This window comes from Nocardioides sp. NPDC054178, from assembly GCF_055585005.1.
Genome location: NZ_JBVJKY010000002.1, coordinates 66665 through 88496 on the forward strand (window position 1 = coordinate 66665; position 21832 = coordinate 88496).

16 protein-coding genes are annotated in these 21832 nt (G+C 71.0%); 8 read left to right on the plus strand and 8 right to left on the minus strand.

Features of this window, described 5'->3' with window-relative positions; all coding sequences use genetic code 11:
- Nucleotides 1-21: 21 nt before the first annotated feature.
- From ACZ6WN_RS06920 to hutU, 4 genes are all read right to left on the minus strand, one after another.
- Entirely contained in the window at nt 22-1476 is a 1455-nt protein-coding gene (locus tag ACZ6WN_RS06920; protein ID WP_465863602.1) for an aromatic amino acid ammonia-lyase, read from the minus strand.
- Nucleotides 1477-1551: 75 nt separating this feature from the next.
- Nucleotides 1552-2142 (minus strand): HutD/Ves family protein, encoded by a 591-nt coding sequence (locus tag ACZ6WN_RS06925; protein WP_465863604.1) that lies wholly within the window; start codon nt 2140-2142, stop codon nt 1552-1554.
- Between the two features lie 2 nt (nt 2143-2144).
- The gene (locus ACZ6WN_RS06930) at nt 2145-3479 is read right to left on the minus strand and encodes a formimidoylglutamate deiminase (protein ID WP_465863606.1); all 1335 of its coding nucleotides are present in this window, start codon (nt 3477-3479) and stop codon (nt 2145-2147) included.
- The gene (gene hutU, locus ACZ6WN_RS06935; RefSeq protein ID WP_465863608.1) at nt 3476-5134 is read right to left on the minus strand and encodes a urocanate hydratase; all 1659 of its coding nucleotides are present in this window, start codon (nt 5132-5134) and stop codon (nt 3476-3478) included. The genes ACZ6WN_RS06930 and hutU overlap by 4 nt, the downstream gene beginning before the upstream one ends.
- 212 nt (nt 5135-5346) lie before the next feature.
- On the opposite strand from hutU, the gene ACZ6WN_RS06940 reads away from it, so the two are divergent.
- Entirely contained in the window at nt 5347-8655 is a 3309-nt protein-coding gene (locus ACZ6WN_RS06940; protein WP_465863609.1) for an NAD-glutamate dehydrogenase domain-containing protein, read from the plus strand.
- Nucleotides 8656-8673: 18 nt separating this feature from the next.
- On the opposite strand, the gene ACZ6WN_RS06945 is transcribed toward ACZ6WN_RS06940, so the two are convergent.
- Together ACZ6WN_RS06945 and ACZ6WN_RS06950 are read right to left on the minus strand one after the other, a co-directional pair.
- Nucleotides 8674-9426 (minus strand): IclR family transcriptional regulator, encoded by a 753-nt coding sequence (locus ACZ6WN_RS06945; protein WP_465863611.1) that lies wholly within the window; start codon nt 9424-9426, stop codon nt 8674-8676.
- Between the two features lie 98 nt (nt 9427-9524).
- A complete protein-coding gene (locus ACZ6WN_RS06950) occupies nt 9525-10097 on the minus strand; it encodes a TetR/AcrR family transcriptional regulator (protein ID WP_465863613.1) in 573 nt (190 codons plus the stop codon).
- A gap of 166 nt (nt 10098-10263) precedes the next feature.
- Here ACZ6WN_RS06950 and ACZ6WN_RS06955 point away from each other — a divergent pair, with 166 nt between their 5' ends.
- The 6 genes from ACZ6WN_RS06955 (at nt 10264) to ACZ6WN_RS06980 (ending at nt 19372) form a co-directional block, all read left to right on the plus strand.
- Nucleotides 10264-11733 carry an aldehyde dehydrogenase family protein gene (locus ACZ6WN_RS06955; RefSeq protein WP_465863615.1) on the plus strand — a complete coding sequence of 490 codons (1470 nt, stop codon included), beginning with the start codon at nt 10264-10266 and terminating at the stop codon, nt 11731-11733.
- A 17-nt stretch (nt 11734-11750) separates the two neighbouring features.
- Nucleotides 11751-13481, plus strand: a complete 1731-nt coding sequence (betA, locus tag ACZ6WN_RS06960; RefSeq protein WP_465863616.1) for a choline dehydrogenase — start codon at nt 11751-11753, stop codon at nt 13479-13481.
- Nucleotides 13478-14587: a quaternary amine ABC transporter ATP-binding protein gene (locus ACZ6WN_RS06965; protein WP_465863617.1), complete on the plus strand. Its 1110-nt coding sequence runs from the start codon at nt 13478-13480 to the stop codon at nt 14585-14587. Before betA ends, ACZ6WN_RS06965 begins: the two co-directional genes overlap by 4 nt.
- Nucleotides 14588-14592: 5 nt before the next feature.
- On the plus strand, nt 14593-16635 hold the full coding sequence (locus ACZ6WN_RS06970; protein ID WP_465863618.1) for an ABC transporter permease: 2043 nt from the start codon (nt 14593-14595) through the stop codon (nt 16633-16635).
- Nucleotides 16636-16677: 42 nt separating this feature from the next.
- Nucleotides 16678-17652: an ABC transporter substrate-binding protein gene (locus ACZ6WN_RS06975; RefSeq protein ID WP_465863619.1), complete on the plus strand. Its 975-nt coding sequence runs from the start codon at nt 16678-16680 to the stop codon at nt 17650-17652.
- A 160-nt stretch (nt 17653-17812) separates the two neighbouring features.
- Nucleotides 17813-19372 carry a M1 family metallopeptidase gene (locus ACZ6WN_RS06980; protein WP_465863620.1) on the plus strand — a complete coding sequence of 520 codons (1560 nt, stop codon included), beginning with the start codon at nt 17813-17815 and terminating at the stop codon, nt 19370-19372.
- Between the two features lie 26 nt (nt 19373-19398).
- Here ACZ6WN_RS06980 and ACZ6WN_RS06985 read toward each other — a convergent pair whose 3' ends face one another.
- Nucleotides 19399-20046 (minus strand): response regulator, encoded by a 648-nt coding sequence (locus tag ACZ6WN_RS06985; RefSeq protein ID WP_465863622.1) that lies wholly within the window; start codon nt 20044-20046, stop codon nt 19399-19401.
- Nucleotides 20043-21182, minus strand: a complete 1140-nt coding sequence (locus tag ACZ6WN_RS06990; protein ID WP_465863624.1) for a sensor histidine kinase — start codon at nt 21180-21182, stop codon at nt 20043-20045. The genes ACZ6WN_RS06985 and ACZ6WN_RS06990 overlap by 4 nt, the downstream gene beginning before the upstream one ends.
- A gap of 159 nt (nt 21183-21341) precedes the next feature.
- Between ACZ6WN_RS06990 and ACZ6WN_RS06995 the strand changes: the two genes are divergently transcribed.
- Entirely contained in the window at nt 21342-21797 is a 456-nt protein-coding gene (locus ACZ6WN_RS06995; RefSeq protein ID WP_465863625.1) for a DUF6326 family protein, read from the plus strand.
- Nucleotides 21798-21832 lie beyond the last annotated feature (35 nt).

A 21832-nucleotide genomic window follows, 5' to 3' on the forward strand; every position in this document is an offset into this window, starting at 1 on the left:
TCCGAGACTTGACCAACCGGCTCAGAGCGCGGCCAGCTCGTCGAGCAGATCGGCGGCGCGATCGAGGTCGCCGCCGAGCGATCGGTCCTCGAGGCTCGGGTCCAGGACCTGGGCGGCCCGCTCCAGCGCGGCCCGCGCGGGGATGTCGCCCAGCTCCGGCTGCTGGACGCGAAGCGCTCGCACCGCGGCCACGAGCTCGCAGGCGAGCACATGGCGGTACGCCTCGACCACCACGATCGCCTGTCGTGCCGCCTGCGTCGAGAAGCTCGCGTGATCCTCGAGCCCGCGGGAGACGACCGCGGTGCCCATCGTCACCGGCAGCGCCGCGTGCCGCATCTGGGCGAGGGCGTCGTGGGCGACGTACTCGAGGATCATCACCCCCGAGCTGCCTGCCGGCCCGGCGGCGAGGAACGGGGTCAGACCGGTCATGGTCGGCTCGACCAGGTCGCCGAGACGGGCGGCGGACAGCTCCGCCACCTGGTGGACGGACGCGCGCGCCTGGTCCAGTGCCACCGCGACGTACGCCGTGTGGAAGTGCGCGTGGTGGAACACGTCGTCGGCCTCCACCGAGATGAGGGGGTTCTCGGCTCGCGCGTTGACCTCGACGGAGAGGACCTGCTCGAGCTGGGCAAGGCTGTCCAGCGCGGGTCCCTGCACCTGCGGGAACGCCCGCAGGCCGAACGGGTCCTGGATCCGGCGGCCCGGCACCGGATGCCCGGCCACCCCGAGCAACCGACGCATCTCGGCGGCACAGCGCTCCTGGCCAGGGTGCGGTCGAGCCTCGTGCACGACCGCGGCATAGGCCTCGGCCGAGCCGCCCAGTGCCAGGAAGGAGAGCGCGGCGACGGTGTGGCTGGCGCGCAGGAGGGTCTGCAGGTCGGCGCAGGCGATGACCGCCTCGGCCAGCGTCGCGGCGTTGCTGCTCATGAACGCGAGCGCGTCCCCGGTGTCGAGCGGTACCGGCGGCGCCTCGCCGACCGCCCACGGACGCTCGCCGGCCAGGGTGAGCGCGATCTCCGCGAGCACGGTCAGGTCGCCGGTGCCGATCGCGCCGAGCCGGTGCACCCTCGGCAGAGCGTCGCGGTCGAGAGCCTGCTCGAGAGCGTCCAGGACGCGCACATGAACCCCGGACCCGCCGGCGGCCAGCTGGTTGAGCCGGATCACCATGGTCGCGCGGACCACGTCGGGGGCGAGCTCGAAGCCGACCCCGCCCGCATGGCTGCGGAGCAACCGGAGCCCGTGCCCCAGCGCCGCGTCGCCGCCGACCTCCTCCTGCCGGTTGGCCCCCACGCCCGTGGTGCGCCCGTAGACCTGGCGCCTGCGGGCGACGGCCTCCGCTGTCTCCCATGACCTCTGCGCCCGTTCTCGAGCGGCGGGATCGAGCTGGACCGACGCGCCGCCGCGAGCGACCCGAAGGATCTCGTCACGGCCGAGTGAGGTGCCGTCGATGAGTACGTGAGAATTGCCGCGCGACATGGTGAGCTCCTTGGGGTTTCGTGGGCTCAATTCAACGCTTCGGGCATCCCGCGGCGCACTCGTCGTCCGGCCGATTCAGTCTCGGATCTCAGACGGTGGCATCGGCTCGATGCGGACGATCACGACCAGCCCACCACCCTCGACGGTCACGGACTCGTCGGTGACGAGCACGTCACCGGGCCCGAGCGTGGCCGAGCCGTCGGCCGACCGGGCGCTCACCACACCCGTCAGGCCCACCACGAGCAACGGGGACGACGGCTCCGGGCGCAGAGACGCGTCGCCTCCGACCAGGTCCAGGATCTCGACCGTGGCCCTCGCCCGCCCGCGCCGGGTCATCACGTTGAGGTCACGGGTGGGCGCCGTCACCGAGCACCGCACCGGCACCCCTCCGTCGAAGGCGTACGGCACGAATGGCCGCAGCACCGTCGTCTCCCCCGGCAGCTCGAGCGTCATCGGTGGGCCGTCGATCAGCGTGATCACCCGGTCCACGCCGGGGAACGTCGAGAAGTCACCCGACGCGGCGACATCGGCGAAGCTGACCCGCCAGGCGAAGTCGGAGCCTGCCTCCGCGCCCGGGGGCCACGCCGCGACCTCGGCGGTCATCCCCCCGCCGTTGCGCCACGGGCGTCGGACGTGCTCCTCCGCGCGGCGAAGGTCGAACGCCATCCTCAGATCCCGGTGATCGCGCGGTGGAGCGCTCCGGCCACATCACCGACAGCGAGGTGCCGGCGATCGCGGACGACCTCCTTGCCACCCACGATGACGTCGGTGACGTCCTGCGCCGAACCGGCGAAGACCGTCGACTCGAGGAGCGTCCCGGTCTCCCACCCCGCAAGGCGCACGGAGTCGAGGGAGATCGTGGTCAGGTCGGCCAGGCCCCCCGGCGCGATCCGGCCGGAGTCCGCCCAGCCGAGGCTGGCGTGCCCGTCGGCGGTCGCCGCACGCAAGAGCCCGGCCGCGGACCAGTGGCCGCGTCGTTCGGTACGCAGCCGCTCGTCAAGCTCGAGCGCCCGAGCCTCCTCCAGCAGGTCGATGACCGCGTTGCTGTCGCTGCCGAGCGAGACCGGCGAGCCGGCGTCGGCGAGGTCACGGGCGGGTCCGATGCCGTCCGCGAGGTCGCGCTCGGTGGTCGGGGTCATGCAGATCGTCGTGGCGGAGCCACCGAGCGCGGCGATGTCCCCGTCGGTCAGGTGCGTCGCGTGCACCGCCGACGACAGCCGGCCGAGCGCTCCGTGGCGGGCGAGCAGCTCGGTGGGCGTACAGCCGTGACGCTCCTGGCAGGCCTGGTTCTCGGCACGCTGCTCGGAGAGGTGGAAGTGGAGCGGCGCACCCTGCTCGGCGGCCCAGCCGGCCACCGTGGCGAGCTGGTCGGCGGGCACGGCGCGGACGGAGTGGATGGCCGCACCGATCCGGGCGTGACCCGAGCCGGACAGCGCCGAGACACGGTCGGCCCAGGCCGCCGCATCGCCGTCCCCGAATCGCAGCTGAGTGCCCTCGAGGGGCTGGCCCGGAGCACCGGTCAGGTAGCAGGCGTCGAGCAGCGTGATCCGGATGCCGGCGTCGGCGGCCGCCGCGATCATGGCCTCGCCCATGGCATTCGCCTCGGCGTACGGGCGGCCGTCGGGGTCGTGGTGGAGGTAGTGGAACTCCCCCACCGCGGTGATCCCGGCCAACGCCATCTCGGCGTACGTCGCCCGGGCGAGCGCGAAGTACGAGTCCGGGGTGAGGCGTCCGGCGACGGCGTACATGTCCTCGCGCCAGGTCCAGAAGGTGCCGCCGCCCCGGTGGGTGCGGCCGCGCAGCGCTCGGTGGAACGCGTGCGAGTGCGCATTCGCGAGGCCGGGAAGGGTGAGCCCCCGCAGGCGCGTCGCGCCTGCGGGGGAAGCCGAGCCGGGTACGCCCGGGGTGACCGCACGGATGCGGTCGCCGTCCATCTCGATGAGGACGTCGACGTCGACCTCGTCCCCACCGAGCCAGGCGTGCTCGGCGAGGTACGCCGTCACGCCTGCTCCCGCATCGGGATGCGCACCCCGCGCTCGTCGGCGACGGAGACGGCCTCGTCGTAGCCGGCGTCGACGTGGCGGATGACCCCCATGCCCGGGTCGTTGGTCAGGACCCGCTCGAGCTTCTGCGCCGCCAGGTCCGTGCCGTCGGCCACGCAGACCTGACCGGCGTGGATCGAACGGCCCATCCCGACGCCGCCGCCATGGTGGATCGAGACCCAGGAGGCGCCCGAGGCGGTGTTGATCAGGGCGTTGAGCAGGGCCCAGTCGGCGATCGCGTCGGAGCCGTCCTTCATCGCCTCGGTCTCGCGATACGGCGAGGCGACGGAGCCACAGTCGAGATGGTCGCGGCCGATCACGATCGGCGCGGACAGCTCGCCGCTGGCCACCATCTCGTTGAACTTCAGGCCGGCCAGGTGGCGCTCGCCGTAGCCCAGCCAGCAGATGCGCGCCGGAAGACCCTGGAAGTGCACCCGCTCCTGCGCCATGGTGATCCACTTGTGCAGGCGCTCGTTCTCGGGGAAGAGCTTCAGGATCGCCTCGTCGGTCTTGCGGATGTCCTCGGGGTCACCGGACAGCGCGGCCCACCGGAAGGGGCCCTTGCCCTCGCAGAAGAGCGGACGGATGTACGCCGGCACGAAACCCGGGAACTCGAAGGCCCGCTCGTAGCCGCCCTTGCGCGCCTCGTCGCGGATCGAGTTGCCGTAGTCGAAGACCTCGGCGCCGGCGTCCTGGAACTCCACCATCGCCCGCACGTGCGCGGCCATCGAGGACTGAGCGTCCTTGGTGAAGCCCGCCGGGTCGCGCTCGGCCGCGGCCTGCCAGTCCTCGAAGTCGACGCCCACCGGCAGGTAGGACAGCGGGTCGTGGGCGGAGGTCTGGTCGGTGACGATGTCGATCGGTGCCTTCATCTCGAGCAGCCGCGGGAAGACCTCGGCGGCGTTGCCGAGCAGGCCGATGGAGAGGCCGCGCTTCTCGTCGCGGGCCCGGACGGCCAGCTCGAGGGCGTGCTCGAGGCCGTCGGCCTGGACGTCGAGGTAGCGGTGCTCGATGCGGCGGGTGATGCGGCTCTGGTCCACGTCGACACAGATCGCGACACCGTCGTTCATGGTGACGGCGAGCGGCTGGGCGCCGCCCATGCCGCCGAGGCCGGCGGTCAGGGTGATGGTGCCCGCGAGCGTGCCGTCGAAGCGTTTGTCGGCAACGGCGGCGAACGTCTCGAACGTGCCCTGCAGGATGCCCTGGGTGCCGATGTAGATCCACGAGCCGGCGGTCATCTGGCCGTACATCGTGAGCCCGAGGTCCTCGAGCCGGCGGAACTCCTCCCAGTTGGCCCAGTCGCCCACCAGGTTGGAGTTGGCGATCAGCACCCGCGGTGCCCATTCGTGAGTGCGCATGACGCCGACCGGCTTGCCGGACTGCACCAGCATGGTCTCGTCGTCACCCAAGGTCTTCAGGGTGCGGACGAGCGCGTCGTACGCCTCCCAGCTGCGGGCTGCCTTACCGGTTCCGCCATAGACGACCAGGTCGTCGGGACGTTCGGCGTTCTCCGGATCCAGGTTGTTCATGAGCATCCGCAGCGGGGCCTCGGTCGACCAGCTGCGTGCGGTCAGCTCGGTGCCGCGGGGTGAGCGGACGGGGCGGGCGCCTTCCATGGGCTTCTCCTCATTGGTTCTTCACGTCGATCGGCGAGGGCTCTCGGCCCAATGCCATTGCACCCCCGGCCCGGCGCGAGAGGAAGGGAGTTATCCGGATCGCGGTCTGGGATACCAGACGACGAGCGGCGCCGGACGCACCGTCTGGGATCCGGGACACCGACCACCTCTCTCCTGTCGACGGAGCGCCCCGCAGCGCGCTGAATGAAGGGGTGACCACGACGCACGAACAGCAGCCAGTATCCGCCCCGACCGTCGATGCCCCCGGCGAGCGCACCACGGACCTCGCTCCGGAGGTCCGCTTCACCGACCGCGGCGGCCTCGCGCCCGACCACGTCCGATGTGTCGTCGCCTGGCCCGGGGAGCCGCCGCTCGTCGCGGACACGGTCACCCTCTTCCACAGCCTCGGCCTCCGTGTCGCCCGCCACGCGAACACCACCGAGGGTGACTGCTTCGACCTGCTTGGGTGGGTGGGCGATGCACCCGAGGCGTCCGCCCGGCTCACCGACGCGTTCCGCGCCGTCCACCTCGGGCTCGCCGAGCGCGACGGCCTCAATCGCCTCGTGCTGCACGCCGGGATCGACTGGCGCCAGGTGAGCGTGATCCGGGCGCTGTGCCGCTACCTTCGGCAGGCCGGCACCGCCCTCGGCCTGGAGTACGTCGAGCAGACGCTGCTGCGCAACACCGCAGCCGTGCAGGCCCTGGTCGCCCTCTTCGAGGCGCGCTTCGACCCGGGCTCCGGCGACGCCGGCGATGCCGCCACCGAGGCCGCCACCGAGGCCGAGAAGCGAGCCGACGCCGACCTGGTCTCCGCGCTCGACGCGGTGGCCACGCTCGACGAGGACCGGGTCATGCGGAGCCTGGCCGAGGTCGTGCGGGCGACCATGCGCACGAGCTATCACTGCCGGGACGAGGCCGGTGCGCCGCTGGACCGGATCACCATGAAGATCGAGACCGGCCGTCTCTCCTTCGTCGGTCCCCCACGCCCCTTGGTCGAGACCTGGGTCTACTCCCCCGAGGTCGAGGGCCTCCACCTGCGGACGGCCCGGGTCGCCCGCGGCGGACTGCGCTGGTCGGAGCGGCCCGAGGACTTCCGCACCGAGGTGCTGGGCCTGATGAAGGCCCAGGCCGTGAAGAACTCGGTCATCGTCCCCGCCGGCGCGAAGGGTGCGTTCGTGGTCCGACGGCCGCTCGACGGCCTGTCGGCGGACACCGCACGCGCCGTCGTACGCCATGCCTATGCGACCTTCGTCCGTGGCCTGCTCGACGTCACCGACAACCTGGTCGGCGGCACCGTGGTCCCGCCCGCTCACGTACGCCGCCACGACGACACCGACGCCTACCTGGTGGTCGCCGCCGACAAGGGCACGGCGACCTTCTCCGACCTCGCGAACTCCGTCGCTGCCGAGTACGGGTTCTGGCTCGGCGACGCGTTCGCGTCCGGAGGCTCGGCCGGCTACGACCACAAGGGCATGGGGATCACCGCACGCGGCGCGTGGGTCTCGGTCGAGGCGCACCTGCGCGAGATCGGGCTCGACCCGGCGCGCGACGAGCTCACCGTCGTCGGCATCGGCGACCTCTCCGGGGACGTCTTCGGCAACGGCATGCTGCTCTCGGACCGGATCCGGCTGGTCGCCGCGTTCGACCACCGCCACATCTTCCTCGACCCGGACCCCGACCCGCAGACATCGTTCGCGGAACGGCGCCGGGTGTTCGACCTGCCCACCTCCGACTGGTCGTCCTACGACGCCGCGCTGATCTCCTCCGGCGGTGGAGTGCACTCCCGCCGCGCCAAGCGGATCGCGCTCTCGGCGCGGGTCAGGGAACGGCTCGGCATAGACCCCGACCGGGCATCCATGACGCCCGACGAGCTGGTCACGGCGATCCTGAGCGCCCCCGTCTCGCTGCTGTGGAACGGCGGCATCGGGACGTACGTGAAGGCCGGTGACGAGACGCATGCCGATGCGGACGACAAGGCCAACGACCCCGTGCGGATCGACGCGACGCAGCTTCGGTGCCGGATCGTCGGTGAGGGCGGCAACCTGGGCCTCACCCAGCGCGCTCGCATCGAGTACGCCCGCCGCGGCGGACGGATCAACGCCGACTTCGTCGACAACTCCGCGGGCGTCGACACCTCCGACCACGAGGTCAACCTCAAGGTCCTGATCGACTCCGGCATCGCGACCGGACGGTTCACGGCACCCGAGCGCGGCGACCTGCTCGCCTCCATGCAGGAGGCGGTTGCCGCCGCGGTGCTCCAGGACAACCAGGACCAGTCGCTCGCGATCAGCCTCGCCGTCCACCACGGCGCGGCCGGACTGGATCGCCACGCGCGGCTGATCGCCCTGCTCGAGCGGGATGCCGGTCTCGTCCGGCAGCTCGAGCACCTCCCTCAGGACGACGAGCTCGCCCGCCGCCGTGCCCGTGGCGACGCCCTCAGCCGGCCCGAGGTCGCCACGCTCCTGGCCTGGTCGAAGACGAGCGTCCGGGCAGCCCTGCTCGACTCCGACCTGCCCGACGAGCCCGCCGTGCAGGCGCTGGTCGAGACCTACTTCCCGACGCCGGTGCGTGACCGCGACCTGATCGTCCGCCATCCGCTGGCCCGCGAGATCGCCGGGACCGTGCTGGCCAACGACCTGGTCAACCAGGCCGGCCCCGGCTTCTTCTGCCGGCTCGAGGAGCGCAACGGCGCCCGGTTGCCCGAGGCCGCCGCGGCGTTCTTCGTGGCGCGTGAGGCGCTCGGGCTGCGCGACCTGTGGCGCGAGGTGTGCGAGCACCTCGGCACCGCGGAGGTCGCGGTCGTCTTCGGCGCCCTCGAGCAGATCCAGGCTCTCCAGGACCAGGCCGCGAACTGGCTGCTCCGGCGCGGACGCGGACGTCACGGGCTGGCGCGCGAGATCGCCACCCTGACGGCTCAGGTCGCCGAGGTGCGCGAAGCCCTCACCGAGGCCCTCACCGCAGAGCATGCCGACGCGCTCGCGGCGACGACGGCCGGGCTCGTGGCGGGCGGGCTGCCTGCCGGCACCGCGCTCAGGGTCGCCCGGTGCGGACCGCTCCTCGCGGCGCTGGACATCCTCCGCGCGGCCGCCCAGGCGCAGGAGCCTCCGGCCGACGCCGCCGTGGGGTTCTTCGAGGCGGGACGGCTCCTGGACCTCGACTGGCTGCGCTCGTACGCCGCACCGGCCCAACCCGGCGACCACTGGAGCGAGCGCGCCTGGTCCGCGCTCACCGACGACCTGATGAGCCTGCAGGGCGACCTGGCCGCAGAGATCCTCGGCCGGCGACCGGCCGGGCAGCGCACCCCGGCGAGCGCGGTCTGCGACCACCAGGACCACCGCTGCGACGAGCTGTCCCCGCTCGGTCCCCGGGAGCTCACGGCCCGGTGGGCCGAGCAGAACGCCGTCGCGCTCGACCGCCTCGCGGTGCTTCGCGAAGAGCTCCGGTCGAGGCCGAGCGTCGAGCTGTCGATGCTCGTGGTGGCGACGCAGCAGGTGCGCGAGCTGGTCGGCCGCAGCTGCTGACGGCCGGCTGAGGCCCGGTCAGCCGCCCAGGCGGCGCGACAGCATCCGCGTCGTCGCGCCCACCTCGGCGACCAGCCGCTCGACGAGCTCGGGCGTCTGCTCCTCCTGGGGGAAGGTCACCGCCACCGCGGCGACCGGATACCCCGTGCCGTCGAGCACCGGCATGGCGATCGAGGCGAGGCCTTCGGTCACCTCGCCCTCCTCGGTGGCGAACCCCTGGGCGCGCACGTCGACGAGCATGCGCCGTAGCTTGGACAGCGAGGTGGGCGCACCGGGCAGGTCGAGGGAGAACGCCTCCCGATCGGCGTACAGCGCCCTGACCTGGGGGTGCGGTAAGGAAGCGAGCAACGCTCGGCCGGAGGCCGTGGTCGCCGCGGGCAGCCGCACCCCGACCTCGGTGATCAGGAGCGGCCGGCCCGCGGCCCGCTCCTCGATCACGTACACGACGTCGCGGCCGAGGAGCACCGAGAAATGGGCGCTGTTGCGGCACCGGTCGGCGAGCGCGGCGATGGGTCGCCGAGCCAGCCGCTGCAACGGCTCCTGACGTGCGTAGCCGCTGCCGAGCTCGTGGGCCATGACGCCCAGCCCGTAGACGCGCTGCTCGGGGTAGTGGACGACGAAGCCGTACTCGATGAGCGTGTTCAAGAGGTGGTACGTCGTGGACCGCGGCAGCTCCAGCGCCCGCGCGATCGCGGAGGCCTGGAGCGGGCTCGCCTGGCTCGCGAGGTGGCGCAGGATGGCCAGCGTCTGCTCGGCAGCCGGAACTCCCATGACGCACCTCTCTCGGTGTCAGACCGACGCATCGGTCACGGTCTCGTGACAGTCAGGATCTCACCAGCCGCCGCGAGCCGGCGCTGGTTCTCGGCGGCTCAGGCCAGCGCGGCGACGGCGTCGGCGAGATCCTCGACGGACCGGGCACGCTCGGGCAGGCTGCCGTCGGCACCCACGCTGAGCTGGAACCCCATGAAGGCGGCGTCGATCACGTTGGCCGCCCGTTCGGCGACGGCGGGAGCCACTCCGGACTTGTCCAGATGCGCGATGAGGGCGGTGATCCACAGCGCGTTGGCCTCACGGACGGCGGAGACGTACGGCTCTCTGCCGAAGAGGCCGAGGGCCGCCGCCTCCACATAGATCCGGCTGCACCGGTCGCCCTCCATCACCGACCAGAGGTCATGGACGGCGCTGTGCAGGTCCTCGGAGGGCTCGAGCGCGGCGACCTCGGTGACGGAGCGCTCGTTGGAGGTGCGGAGCACGTCGGCGACCAGCTGGTCCTTGGTGCCGAAGTGGTAGAGCAGGACCCGGTTGCTGGTGCCCAGCTCGGCCGCCAGCGGGCGCAGGCTCAGACCGATCAGACCGCGCTCGTGGACGTAGTCGGTCGCCAGCTCGGCCCAGGCAGCACGGCGCTGCGGGTCCTTCGCCGGGGCGGTGCTCACGCTCGTCATGCGGCGACTGTAACAACTGACGGAGCCATTTGTATCAGTTGCAACAATTTTGTACCGCCTGCAACAATTTTGTCCCTCCAGCCCTTGACCTGGGCCTTCGTAGCCGCGCAGGATCTTCTGCAATTCACCCGCGGTTGCCTGTGAGCAACCAGACGCCGGAGGTTGCATGAGCGAGATCTACATCGACGGGCGCTGGTCGCCTGCGCAGTCGGGCGACCAGCGGGAGATCCGCTGTCCCGCCGACGGCGCGGTCGTCGGCACCGTTGCGGAGGCCGGAGCCGAGGACACCCGCTCCGCGATCGCCGCAGCACGCCGCGCCTTCGACGAGGGTCCCTGGCCCCGGACCCCGGCCGCCGAGCGGGGTGCCCTGCTCGAGCGGGTCGCCCGTCTGCTCGAGCGCGACAAGCAGCTGGTGGCCCGGGCCGAGTCGCTCGACACGGGCAAGCGCCTGGTCGAGAGCGAGCTCGACGTCGATGACATCGTCGCCGTCTTCGACCACTACGCACGCCTCGCCGTCGAGGACCACACTCGCCCGGTCGTCACCGACCGGCCCGAGGTCGAGTCCGTGATCGTCCACGAGCCCGTCGGCGTCTGCGCGCTCATCACGCCGTGGAACTACCCGCTCCTCCAGACGGCCTGGAAGGTCGCGCCGGCTCTCGCGGCGGGCAACACCTTCGTCCTCAAGCCCAGCGAGCTGACGCCGCACACCGCCATCCACCTGATGCGGCTGCTCGCCGAGGCCGGGCTCCCGGCGGGCGTGGGCAACCTCGTCCTCGGCGCCGGCCCGGTGGCGGGAGCCCCGCTCGCGGAGGACCCCCGGGTCGACCTGCTCTCCTTCACCGGCGGCCTCGAGACCGGCAAGCACCTGATGGCCACGGCCGCCGCCACGGTCAAGAAGGTCGCCCTCGAGCTCGGCGGCAAGAACCCCAACATCGTCTTCGCCGACGCCGATCGGGAGACGGCCCTCGACAACGCGCTGACCGCGGTCTTCCTCCACTCCGGACAGGTCTGCTCCGCGGGCGCCCGCCTCCTGGTCGAGGAGTCGATCCACGACGAGTTCGTCGACGCCCTCGTCGAGCGGGCCTCCGCCATCCGGCTCGGCGGCCCCTTCGACGACAAGGCGGAGACCGGTCCGCTCATCTCGCTGGCGCACCTGGAGAAGGTGACGGCGTACGTCGAGGCCGGCATCGCCGAGGGCGCCGTGCTGCGCTGCGGCGGGGCCCGCCTCACCGATCCCGAGTACGCCGCCGGCTACTTCTTCCCGCCCACGGTGCTCGACGGTTGTCGCGCCGGGATGTCCGTCCTGCGTGAGGAGTCCTTCGGGCCGGTGCTGACCGTGGAGACCTTCCGCACCGAGGAGGAGGTGCTGGCCCTGGCCAACGACACGATCTTCGGTCTGGCCGGCGGGGTGTGGACCTCCGACCCCGAGCGAGCGCGCCGGATCGCCGCGGGCCTGCGCGCCGGCACGGTCTGGATCAACGACTTCCACCCGTACGTGCCGCAGGCCGAGTGGGGCGGGTTCAAGCAGTCCGGGGTCGGCCGCGAGCTCGGCATGGCGGGCCTGGACGAGTACCGCGAGGCGAAGCACATCTGGCACAACACCACCCCAGAGCCCAGCCGCTGGTTCGGCGCGTGAGAGCAGGAGCTACTTCGATGGACAAGCAGTACGACTACGTGATCGTCGGCGGAGGTTCGGCGGGCAGCGCCCTGGCCGCGCGCCTCAGCGAGGACCCCGCTCACCGCGTCCTGGTGCTCGAGGCCGGACACAGCGACTACAAGATCGACCCGTTCGTGCACATGCCGGCGGCGCTCCCGTTCCCGATCGGCAGCCGGTTCTACGACTGGAAGTACGAGACCGACCCGGAGCCGCACATGGGCGGCCGCAAGGTCTACCACGCCCGCGGCAAGGTCCTCGGCGGCTCCAGCAGCATCAACGGCATGATCTTCCAGCGCGGCAACCCGCTGGACTACGAGCGCTGGGCGAGCGACCCGGGCATGGAGACCTGGGACTACGCCCACTGCCTGCCCTACTTCAAGCGCATGGAGAGCCGCCACCTCGCCGACGGCAGCTCGGGCGCCGATGACTGGCGCGGCGGCGACGGCCCGCTCCACCTCGAGCGCGGAAAGTGCGAGAACCCGCTCTTCGGAGCGTTCTTCGACGCGGTCCAGGAGGCCGGCTACCCGCTGACCGACGACGTCAACGGCTACCGCCAGGAAGGCTTCGCGCCCTTCGACCGCAACGTCAGGCGGGGGCGCCGCTGGTCGGCGGCCCGGGCGTACCTCCACCCGGCCCGCAAGCGTCCCAACCTCACCGTCCAGACGTTCGCCTTCGTCGAGCGGATCCTCTTCGACACGAGCGGCGACACGCCCCGGGCGACCGGTGTCGAATACACCCGCGGCGTCGGCCGCGCCGCCCGCCGCCACACCGTCCATGCCGGTGAGGTCATCCTCTGCGGCGGCGCGATCAACACCCCGCAGCTGCTCCAGCTCAGCGGCATCGGCGACCGTGAGCTCCTCGCCGAGCACGACATCCCGCTGGTCCACCACCTGCCCGGCGTCGGGGCCAACCTCCAGGACCACCTCGAGGTCTACATCCAGTACGCCTCGAAGGAGCCGGTCTCGATCGCACCCGGTCTCGCCTGGCACCAGCGGCCCAAGATCGCCTTCCAGTGGCTGTTCCAGCGCAAGGGGCTGGGTGCGACCAACCACTTCGAGGGCGGCGGCTTCTGTCGCTCCAACGAGGACGTCGACTATCCAAACCTGATGTTCCACTTCCTGCCGATCGCGATCCGCTACGACGGCACCAGCCCGACCGAGGGCCACGGCTATCAGGTCCACATCGGGCCGATGTACGCCGACACCCGCGGCTGGGTGCGGATCAGGTCCAAGGACCCACGCGTGCACCCCTCGATGCGGTTCAACTACCTCTCGACGCCGACCGACCGCAAGGAGTGGGTCGAGGCGATCCGGGTGGCGCGCGACATCCTCAACCAGCCCGCGTTCGCGAAGTACAACGACGGCGAGATCTCGCCCGGACCGTCCGTGGAGACCGACGAGGAGATCCTCGAGTGGGTCCGCGAGGACGCCGAGACCGCGCTGCACCCCTCCTGCACGGCGGCGATGGGCACCGGCGAGATGGCCGTGACCGACCCGCTCACGATGAAGGTGCACGGCACCGACGGCCTGCGGGTCTGCGATGCCAGCGTCTTCCCCTACGTCACCAACGGCAACATCTACGCCCCGGTGATGATGGTGGCCGAGAAGACCGCCGACCTGATCCTCGGAAAGACGCCGCTGCCCCCGTCCGAGGTTCCCTTCTACAACTACCGCGCGGGCAGCCCGCTCCACCCCGAGCCGGCGGTCAGGACAGGTGAGCGGGCATGACCGTACCGACCACTGACAGAGAGAGCACCGACGCACCCGGAGCTCCCGAGAGCTCTGCCGACAGCCGTCCGGCCCTCGAGGTCGAGGGCCTGTGGAAGATCTTCGGCGCCAAGGCGGACAAGATCATCGGCTCCGGCGACGCGGAGCTGTCCCGCACGGACCTGCAGGCCAAGACCGGCTGCGTCGCCGCGGTCAAGGACGTCTCCTTCGAGGTCCTGCCCGGGGAGGTCTTCGTGATCATGGGCCTGTCCGGGTCGGGGAAGTCGACGCTGGTCCGGCTGCTGAACCGGCTCATCGAGCCCACCGCCGGCAGCGTGGTCGTCAACGGCGAGGAGATCACCTCCCTCCCCTCCGGCAAGCTGCGCGACATGCGGCGCCGGCACATGTCGATGGTCTTCCAGCACTTCGGCCTGCTCCCCCACCGCAAGGTGATCGACAACGTGGCCTACGGCCTCGAGGTCCGCGGCGAGGGGAAGGCCGCGCGGCGACGCAGGGCCCAGGAGATGGTCGACCTGGTCGGCCTCTCGGGCTATGAGAACTCCTTCCCCGACCAGCTCTCCGGCGGCATGCAGCAGCGCGTCGGCCTGGCCCGGGCGCTCGCGGTCGACCCCCAGGTGCTCTTCTTCGACGAGCCGTTCTCCGCCCTCGACCCGCTGATCCGGCGCGACATGCAGGACGAGATCGTGCGGCTGCACCACGAGGTCGGCAAGACCATGGTCTTCATCACCCATGACCTCCAGGAGGCCATCAAGCTCGGTGACCGGATCCTCATCATGCGCGACGGCGAGATGGTGCAGCTCGGCACCGCCGCCGAGATCGTTGCCCACCCGGCCGACGACTACGTCCGCGACTTCGTCAGCGAGGTCCCCAAGGGGCACGTGCTGACCCTGCGGTACGTCATGCAGCCGGTACGCCCCGGCGACTCCCTCGAGGGACCCGCCATGGATCCCGACACGGTCGTGTGGAAGGCGGCCCGCGCGGCCCTGGCCTCCGACCATCCCGTCCGCGTCGTCGAGAACGGCGAGCTGATCGGCATCGTCGACGACGAGGCGATCCTGCGCGTCGTGGTCGCCGAGGAAGAGCCCGGCCCGGAGACTGGGGAGTGAGTGGCATGTCCACCTCGACACTCGAACGTCCCCCCACGGACGGCGCCCGTGGCGACCAGGAGCCGGCCGGGTCACCGGCGCTCGCGACGCTGCGCCGCCACTGGCGCGCGGCATCGCTGCTCGGCGTACTCCTGGTGTGGGTGCTGGCCTGGGCGCTCCTCAAGGACCAGCACACGCTGGTGATCGGGGGCTCCGCCCGCACGCCGGTCTTCGACTGGCTCGGCGACCGCAGCGCGTGGGTCGAGCAGGCCGCCTCGAGCGGCAGCAACGTGTTCATCAACCTCGCGGGCGCGGTCGCCGACCTCGTCGACAGCGTGTTCGGGTGGCTCCAGGGCATCTTCACCGTGGCCCGGTTCCCCCGCCCGCTTCCGCAGATCGGCTGGCTCGGCACCATCGCGCTGGCCGCCCTGGTGGCGTACGCCGCGGCGGGCTGGCGCACGGTCGCGCTGGTGGTGCCGTGCTTCCTCGCCTTTGGCGTGCTCGGCTACTGGAACGACGCCATCGACCTCCTGATCGTGACCTTCTTCGCGGTCGTGGTCTCGTGCCTCCTCGGCATCGCGATCGGTGTCCTGATGGCGCACAGCCGGCGCGTGTCCGCCCTGGTCACGCCGGTCCTCGACGTCATGCAGACGATGCCGCCGTTCGTCTACCTGCTGCCGATGAGCATCCTGTTCGGGATCGGCCCGGCGGCCGCGGTGATGATGACGCTGATCTACGCCGCCCCGCCGGTCATCCGGATCACCGCGCACGGCATCCGGTCGGTCTCCGGTCCGGTGCTCGAGGCGACCGACTCGCTCGGGCAGACCGGCTTCCAGCGGCTCTGGAACGTCGAGCTGCCGATGGCCAAGCGCACGATCATCGCCGGCATCAACCAGACCATGATGGCGGCGCTCTCGATGGCGACCATCGCGGCGTACATCGACAGTCCCGGCCTGGGCCAGCCGGTCCTCGACGGCCTCAAGCGCGGTCAGCTCGGCACCTCGTTCGTCGCCGGCATCGCGATCGTGATCATGGCGGTCATGCTCGACCGGTCGATGACCGCGGCCGGCTTCCGGGCCGAGCTCGCGGCCCGGGCCGGCGAGCGTGGCGGCCCGTTCCGCCGGATCGGGCTGGCCGTGGCCGCCCTCGGCACGCTGGTCGCGCTCTACCTGTCCCACAACTACATCTGGGCCAACGAGTTCCCCTCACGGCCCGACCTCGGCACACCGCTGCGCAACGCGGTCGACCGCTTCGGCGAGTGGATGCGCAGCGACCTGTCGCACCTGACCGACGGCATCCAGAGGGGGTTCACCGACTACGCGCTCAACCCGATCCAGAGCCTCTTCGCGGACTCCCCGTGGTACGTGACGGCGGCGGCCATCCTGGCGATCGCCGCCGTGGTCGGTGGCCGGCGCGCCGCTGTCGCGACCGCGCTCTGCCTGGGCATGATCCTCGGCCTCGGGCTGTGGAACCACGCCATGGAGACCCTCACCGCCTGCCTGGTGGCGACCGTCGTCGTGGTGCTGCTCGCGGTGGTCCTCGGCGTGGCCATGGGCCGCAGCCAGCGCGTCGACGTGGGCCTGCGCCCGCTGCTCGACATGGGCCAGACCCTGCCGCCGTTCGTCTACCTCGTCCCGATCCTGATCCTGTTCGGCCCCAACCGCTTCACCGCGATGCTCGCCGGTGTCGTCTACGCCGCTCCGGTCGCGATCAAGCTGGTCGCCGACGGTGTACGCGCGGTCTCCCCGAACACGATCGAGGCCGCCGAGATGGCCGGCTCCTCGGCCTGGCAGATGATCACCAAGGTCCAGCTGCCGATGGCGCGCAGCTCGGTGCTGCTGGCCACCAACCAGGGCCTGCTCTACGTGCTGTCGATGGTCGTCATCGGCGGCATGGCGGGCGCCGGCGCGCTGGGCTTCGACGTGGTGACCGGCTTCCGCCAGTCCAGTGCGGTCGGTCGCGGCCTGGCCGCCGGGATCACCATCGTGCTGATCGGCATCATGCTCGACCGCATCACGACGTACGGCGCCCAGCGCGCGTCCGCCGCATCCCCAGATTCGCGGGCCTGAGACCCGGCGATGTTCCACATCCCTTTCCCGAGAGGCAACAGCATGGAACCCAAGCGCCCGCGCACCGTCGCGGCTGCCCTGGCCGGACTCGGCCTGGCCGTCACCCTGAGCGGGTGTGGCGGCGGGTCGATCCAGAACGCCACCGCCGAGGGCGACACCAAGTGCGACGACTTCGACGTCGCGATCAACCCATGGGTCGGCTACGAGGCCGATGCCCACGTGCTCGGCCACGTCGCGGAGACCCGGCTGGGCTGCACGGTCAACTACAAGGACCTCGACGAGCAGGTCTCCTGGAAGGGCTTCGGCAGCGGCGAGGTCGACGTCGTCGTGGAGAACTGGGGCCACCCGGAGCTGCAGAAGAAGTACATGGCCGACCAGGGCGGCGACGGCTCGGCCGTCGACTTCGGGTCGACCGGCAACGAGGGCGTCATCGGCTGGTACGTCCCGCCGTGGATGGCGGAGAAGTACCCCGACATCACGGACTGGAAGAACCTCAACAAGTACGCCTCCCTGTTCAAGACCACCGAGTCCGGCGACAAGGGCACGCTCTACGACGGCGACCCGGGCTTCGTCACCAACGACGAGGCGCTGGTGAGCAACCTGAAGCTCGACTACAAGGTCGTCTACGCCGGCAGCGAGACCGCGCTGATCGAGGCGTTCCGCGACGCGGAGAAGAACAAGAAGCCGATGCTCGGCTACTTCTACGAGCCGCAGTGGTTCCTCAGCGAGGTCGAGCTGGTCAAGGTCGACCTGCCCGAGTACACCGACGGCTGCGACGCCGACGCCGCCAAGGTCGCCTGCGACTACCCGGTCTACGACCTCAACAAGGTCGTGTCGAAGGACTTCGCCGACTCCGAGAGCCCCGCGGTCGGCCTGGTCAAGAACTTCACCTGGACCAACGAGGACCAGAACCTCGTCGCGAAGTACATCGCCGAGGACCAGATGGACCCCGACGACGCCGCCAAGAAGTGGGTCGACGACAACCCCGACAAGGTGGACGCCTGGCTGAAGGACTGACCGGCAGGTCGTACGACGCTTCGGCCCGCTCACCGGCACGGGTGAGCGGGCCGAACGCATCTCGCACGAATCCAAAAGAGTGGGTATGGCCAGGAGATGGTGCGCTTCCTAGCGTTTGTAACGTCCTTGCCGGTGTGTCTCGCGTCCCTGGAGGATCGTCATGCCCGTCCTGTCATCACGTCCGGTCAAGCTCGTGGCAGGCCTCATCGCCTGCGGTGTCATGGTCGTCAGTGGGGCCGGGGCGTCGTGGTCTGCGCCGCCGGGCGACCCCAACGGTCGATATGTCGCCGGTGCGCCGGGAGTCGGCGACAAGTACTACCCGCTGTACGGCAACGGTGGATACGACGTACGCCACTACGGGCTCGACCTGCGCTACGACCCCAGCACCGACCGGCTGGACGGGGTCGCCACGATCGACGCGACCGCCACGGAGGACCTCTACCGGTTCAACCTCGACTTCGTGGGGATGGAGATCGAGAGCATCGTGGTCAACGACAAGCGTGCGCGGTGGACCCGCACCGATCATGAGCTCGTCGTCACGCCGCAGCGCAAGCTGAAGCAGGGTCACCCGATCGAGGTGGTCGTTCGGTACGGCGGCGTACCGGTGGTGTTCCTGATTCCGGGCTTCGACATCCCCAGCGGATTCATGGCAACCGACGACGGCGTCACCGTCGCGGGGCAGCCCGAGGTGGCGGCCTCGTGGTATCCGGTCAACGACCACCCGCTCGACAAGGCCGCGTACACCTTCGACGTCACGGTTCCGGACGACGTGGGGGTTGTCGCCAACGGCGTGCTGCGCCGCCAGTCGACCGACGGCGGGTGGACGAGGTTCGTCTGGGTCGCCGAGGAGCCGATGGCGTCCTACCTGTCCACCATCGACGTCGGCGAGTGGGACATCCGCCGGTGGACGACGGACAGCGGATTCCCCGTGTACGACGCCGTCGACCCCGACCTCGTCGCCGATCCGGAGCTGGGTCCGGCGATCGATTCCTCGCTCGCACGTCAGGGCGAGATCCTCGACCTCTTGAGCGATAGCTTCGGGCCCTACCCGTTCTCGACGCTCGGAGCGATCGTCGACGACCAGGACGATCTGTTCTTCGCGCTCGAGACGCAGACCCGCCCCGTCTACTCGAAGTACTTCTGGCCCGAGTTCGGAGACATCGTCGTGGTGCACGAGCTCGCGCACCAGTGGTACGGCGACGACGTCGCGCTGGCCGACTGGCAGCACATCTGGCTCAACGAGGGATTCGCCAGCTATGCCGAGTGGCTGTGGACCGAGCACGAGGGGTTCGCGACGCCACAGCAGATCTTCGAGCAGACCTACGCCGACATTCCCGCCGACGACCCGTTCTGGGACGTGGTCATCGGCGACCCCGGCGGCGACGACCTGTTCTCGGAAGCGGTCTATGTCCGCGGTGCGATGACGCTGCAGGCGCTGCGGAACGAGGTCGGCGACGCGGCGTTCTTCGCCATCCTGAGGCAGTGGGCCGCGCAGCAGTCCGGCGGCAACGCAACGACCGACGAGCTCATCGCGCTCTCGGAGGAGATCTCCGGTCAGCAGCTGGACGAGCTCTTCGAGGTCTGGCTGTTCACCCCGGAGAAGCCTGCGGCGTCGGCCGCCTCCGGGCTCCGGGCTCAGGGTACGCAGGACGAGTCCGCCGCAGAGTTCGCCAGGAAGTGGCGCGAGCTCGTGGACCAGAGGTTGGCCCTCAAGCGGTGACCCGGCGTGGACGGATCCGCGTGGGGTCACACGCGTCGGGTGTCGTAGGCCCACATCGCGATCTCGACGCGGTTGCGGGCACCGAGCTTGGTCATCAACGAGGCGACGTGGGTCTTGACCGTGCTCAGGCCGATGAAGAGCTCGGTGGAGATCTCGGCGTTGGTCCGGCCCCGCGCCACCAGCGCGAGCACCTCCTCCTCGCGCTCGGTGAGCGGGTCGAGGGGCTGGACCGGCACTGACGGTGCCTGGTCGGCGAAGGTCGCCAGCAGCCGGCGGGTGACGTTGGGGGCGATCAGCGCGTCCCCGTCGGCCGCGGCATGGATGGCCTGCACGAGAAGCTCCGGCCCGGCGTCCTTGAGCAGGAAGCCGCGGGCGCCGGCGCGCAGGGCGCCGAGGACGTACTCGTCGAGGTCGAACGTGGTGATCACGACGACCGCCATCGGGTCCGCCACCTCCGGCCCGGCCAGGCGCCGGGTCACCTCGACGCCGTCGAGCCCCGGCATCCGGATGTCGACGAGGAGGACGTCGGGGCGCAGCCGGGTCGCCAGGTCGAGCGCTGCGAGCCCGTCGGCCGCCTCCCCCACGACCTCGAGGTCGGGCTGCGCGCCGAGGATCATCACCAGCCCGGTCCGGACCAGGTCCTGGTCGTCGGCCACCACGACGCGGACGCTCATGCCGGTGGCTCCACCGGTAGGACCGCCTCGACCACCCAGCCGCCCTCGGGGCCCGGCCCCGCGGTGAGCGATCCGCCGAGGAGCTGGGCACGCTCGGCCATGCCCAGCAGGCCGAACCCGGGCTCCGGAGCCGACCCCGGCTCGGTCTGTCCGTCATCGCTGACCCGGAGCCTGACGACGTCGCCCTCCCGGCGTACGTCGATCCCGACGCGGGTCGCGCCCCGGCCGTGCCGTACGGCATTGGTCAGCGACTCCTGCGCGAGCCGGTAGAGCGCGGCGTCCACGGGTCCTGCCAGCCGGGCCAGCGAGCCCTGCAGCGAGATCATGACGGTGGGCGTCGCGCCGGCGCGGGCCAGAGCAGACAGGTCGGCGACACCCGGCTGCGGTGCGTAGGCAACGGCCTCCTCCTCCCGCAGCACCCGCACCATGGATCTCATCTCCGCCAGGGTCTGCGTCGCTTCGGACTCGATCGCGGCCAGGACCTCGGCAGCCTTCTCGGGCTGGGTGCTCGCGACCACGCCACCGGCCTGCGCCTGCACCGCGATGGCCGAGACGTGGTGGGCCACGGTGTCGTGCAGCTCGCGCGCCAGCGCCACCCGCTCCTGGTTGCGGATCTCGCGCTGCTGGCGATTCCAGAGGTCCGCGCGGTAGCGGAACACGACAGCGAGCGCGACGACCAGCAGCAGCAGGACGCTCCCGCCGAAGACGTCGGCCCAGCCCGCGGAAGTGACGTACATCCCCAGCGCGACGACGACCGTCACGAACGCCGCCCCCAGGACCATCTCCCGCCCCGAGCCCCACCGCACCAGGGCGTAGAGCAGGATCAGGTCGGCCAACATGGCGTAGAGGCCGAGGTCGCCGGCGTGCGCAGTCAGCTGGAGGAGCGAGAGCACCCCGGCGACGCCCCACCCGATCAGCGCGGCGACCAGGGGGCGGTCCCGCCGCCAGAGCAGGGCAGGGATCAGCGCCAGGGCGAGCACCGTCACGACGGGGCGCCAGGCCAGGTCCGGCCGAACGACGCCCTCGGCCAGGGCGGCGACGGCGAACACACCCACCAGCAGCCAGTCCAGACGGCCGACGGGCGGGGCGTCAGCAGGCCGCGGCTCATGCCAGAGGGAGCGCCGGACGGTGATCACGGCTCCAGCCTAGGGATCGGCGCGCCTCGGCGTACCGGCCGAAAGTACGAGAGCGAAGCCGTTCCATCGGCCGGGCGAACGCCGGCCTCCGGGCGGATCCGCCCGCCGCCGGGCTCGGCGATCGTGGACGTACCGATCCTCACCACAACGGAGTCCATGATGAGAACACCTCAAGCCGCCACGCTGGAAGACCAGCCGATCCCGGTACGCGTCAAGCTCGCCGCTGCCTGGACGAGCTTCATGTTCCTGTACGCCTACGTCGACATTCTCGGCTTCTACACGCCCGGGATCGTCGAAGACATCCTCGACGGCAGGGTCTTCGAGTTCGACCTCTCCCAGACCTTCTCGATCACGGCCCTGACCCTGATGGCCGTCCCCATCTTCATGGTCGTGCTGTCGACGACGCTGCCCGCCCGGGCGAGCCGCACCGCGAACCTCGTCGTGGCCTCGCTCTACGTCCCCGTCACGGTGTTCAACGTGGCGGGTGGGTTCTACGTGTACTACTACGGCCTCGGCGTCGTCCTGGAGCTGATCCTGCTCGCCCTCATCGTGCGGTACGCCTGGGCCTGGCCCCGCACCGCGGTGTCGGCGGCCTATGCCTCGGTCGGGTCGTGAAATCACGAAGGCCCGGACCGTGTGGTCCGGGCCGT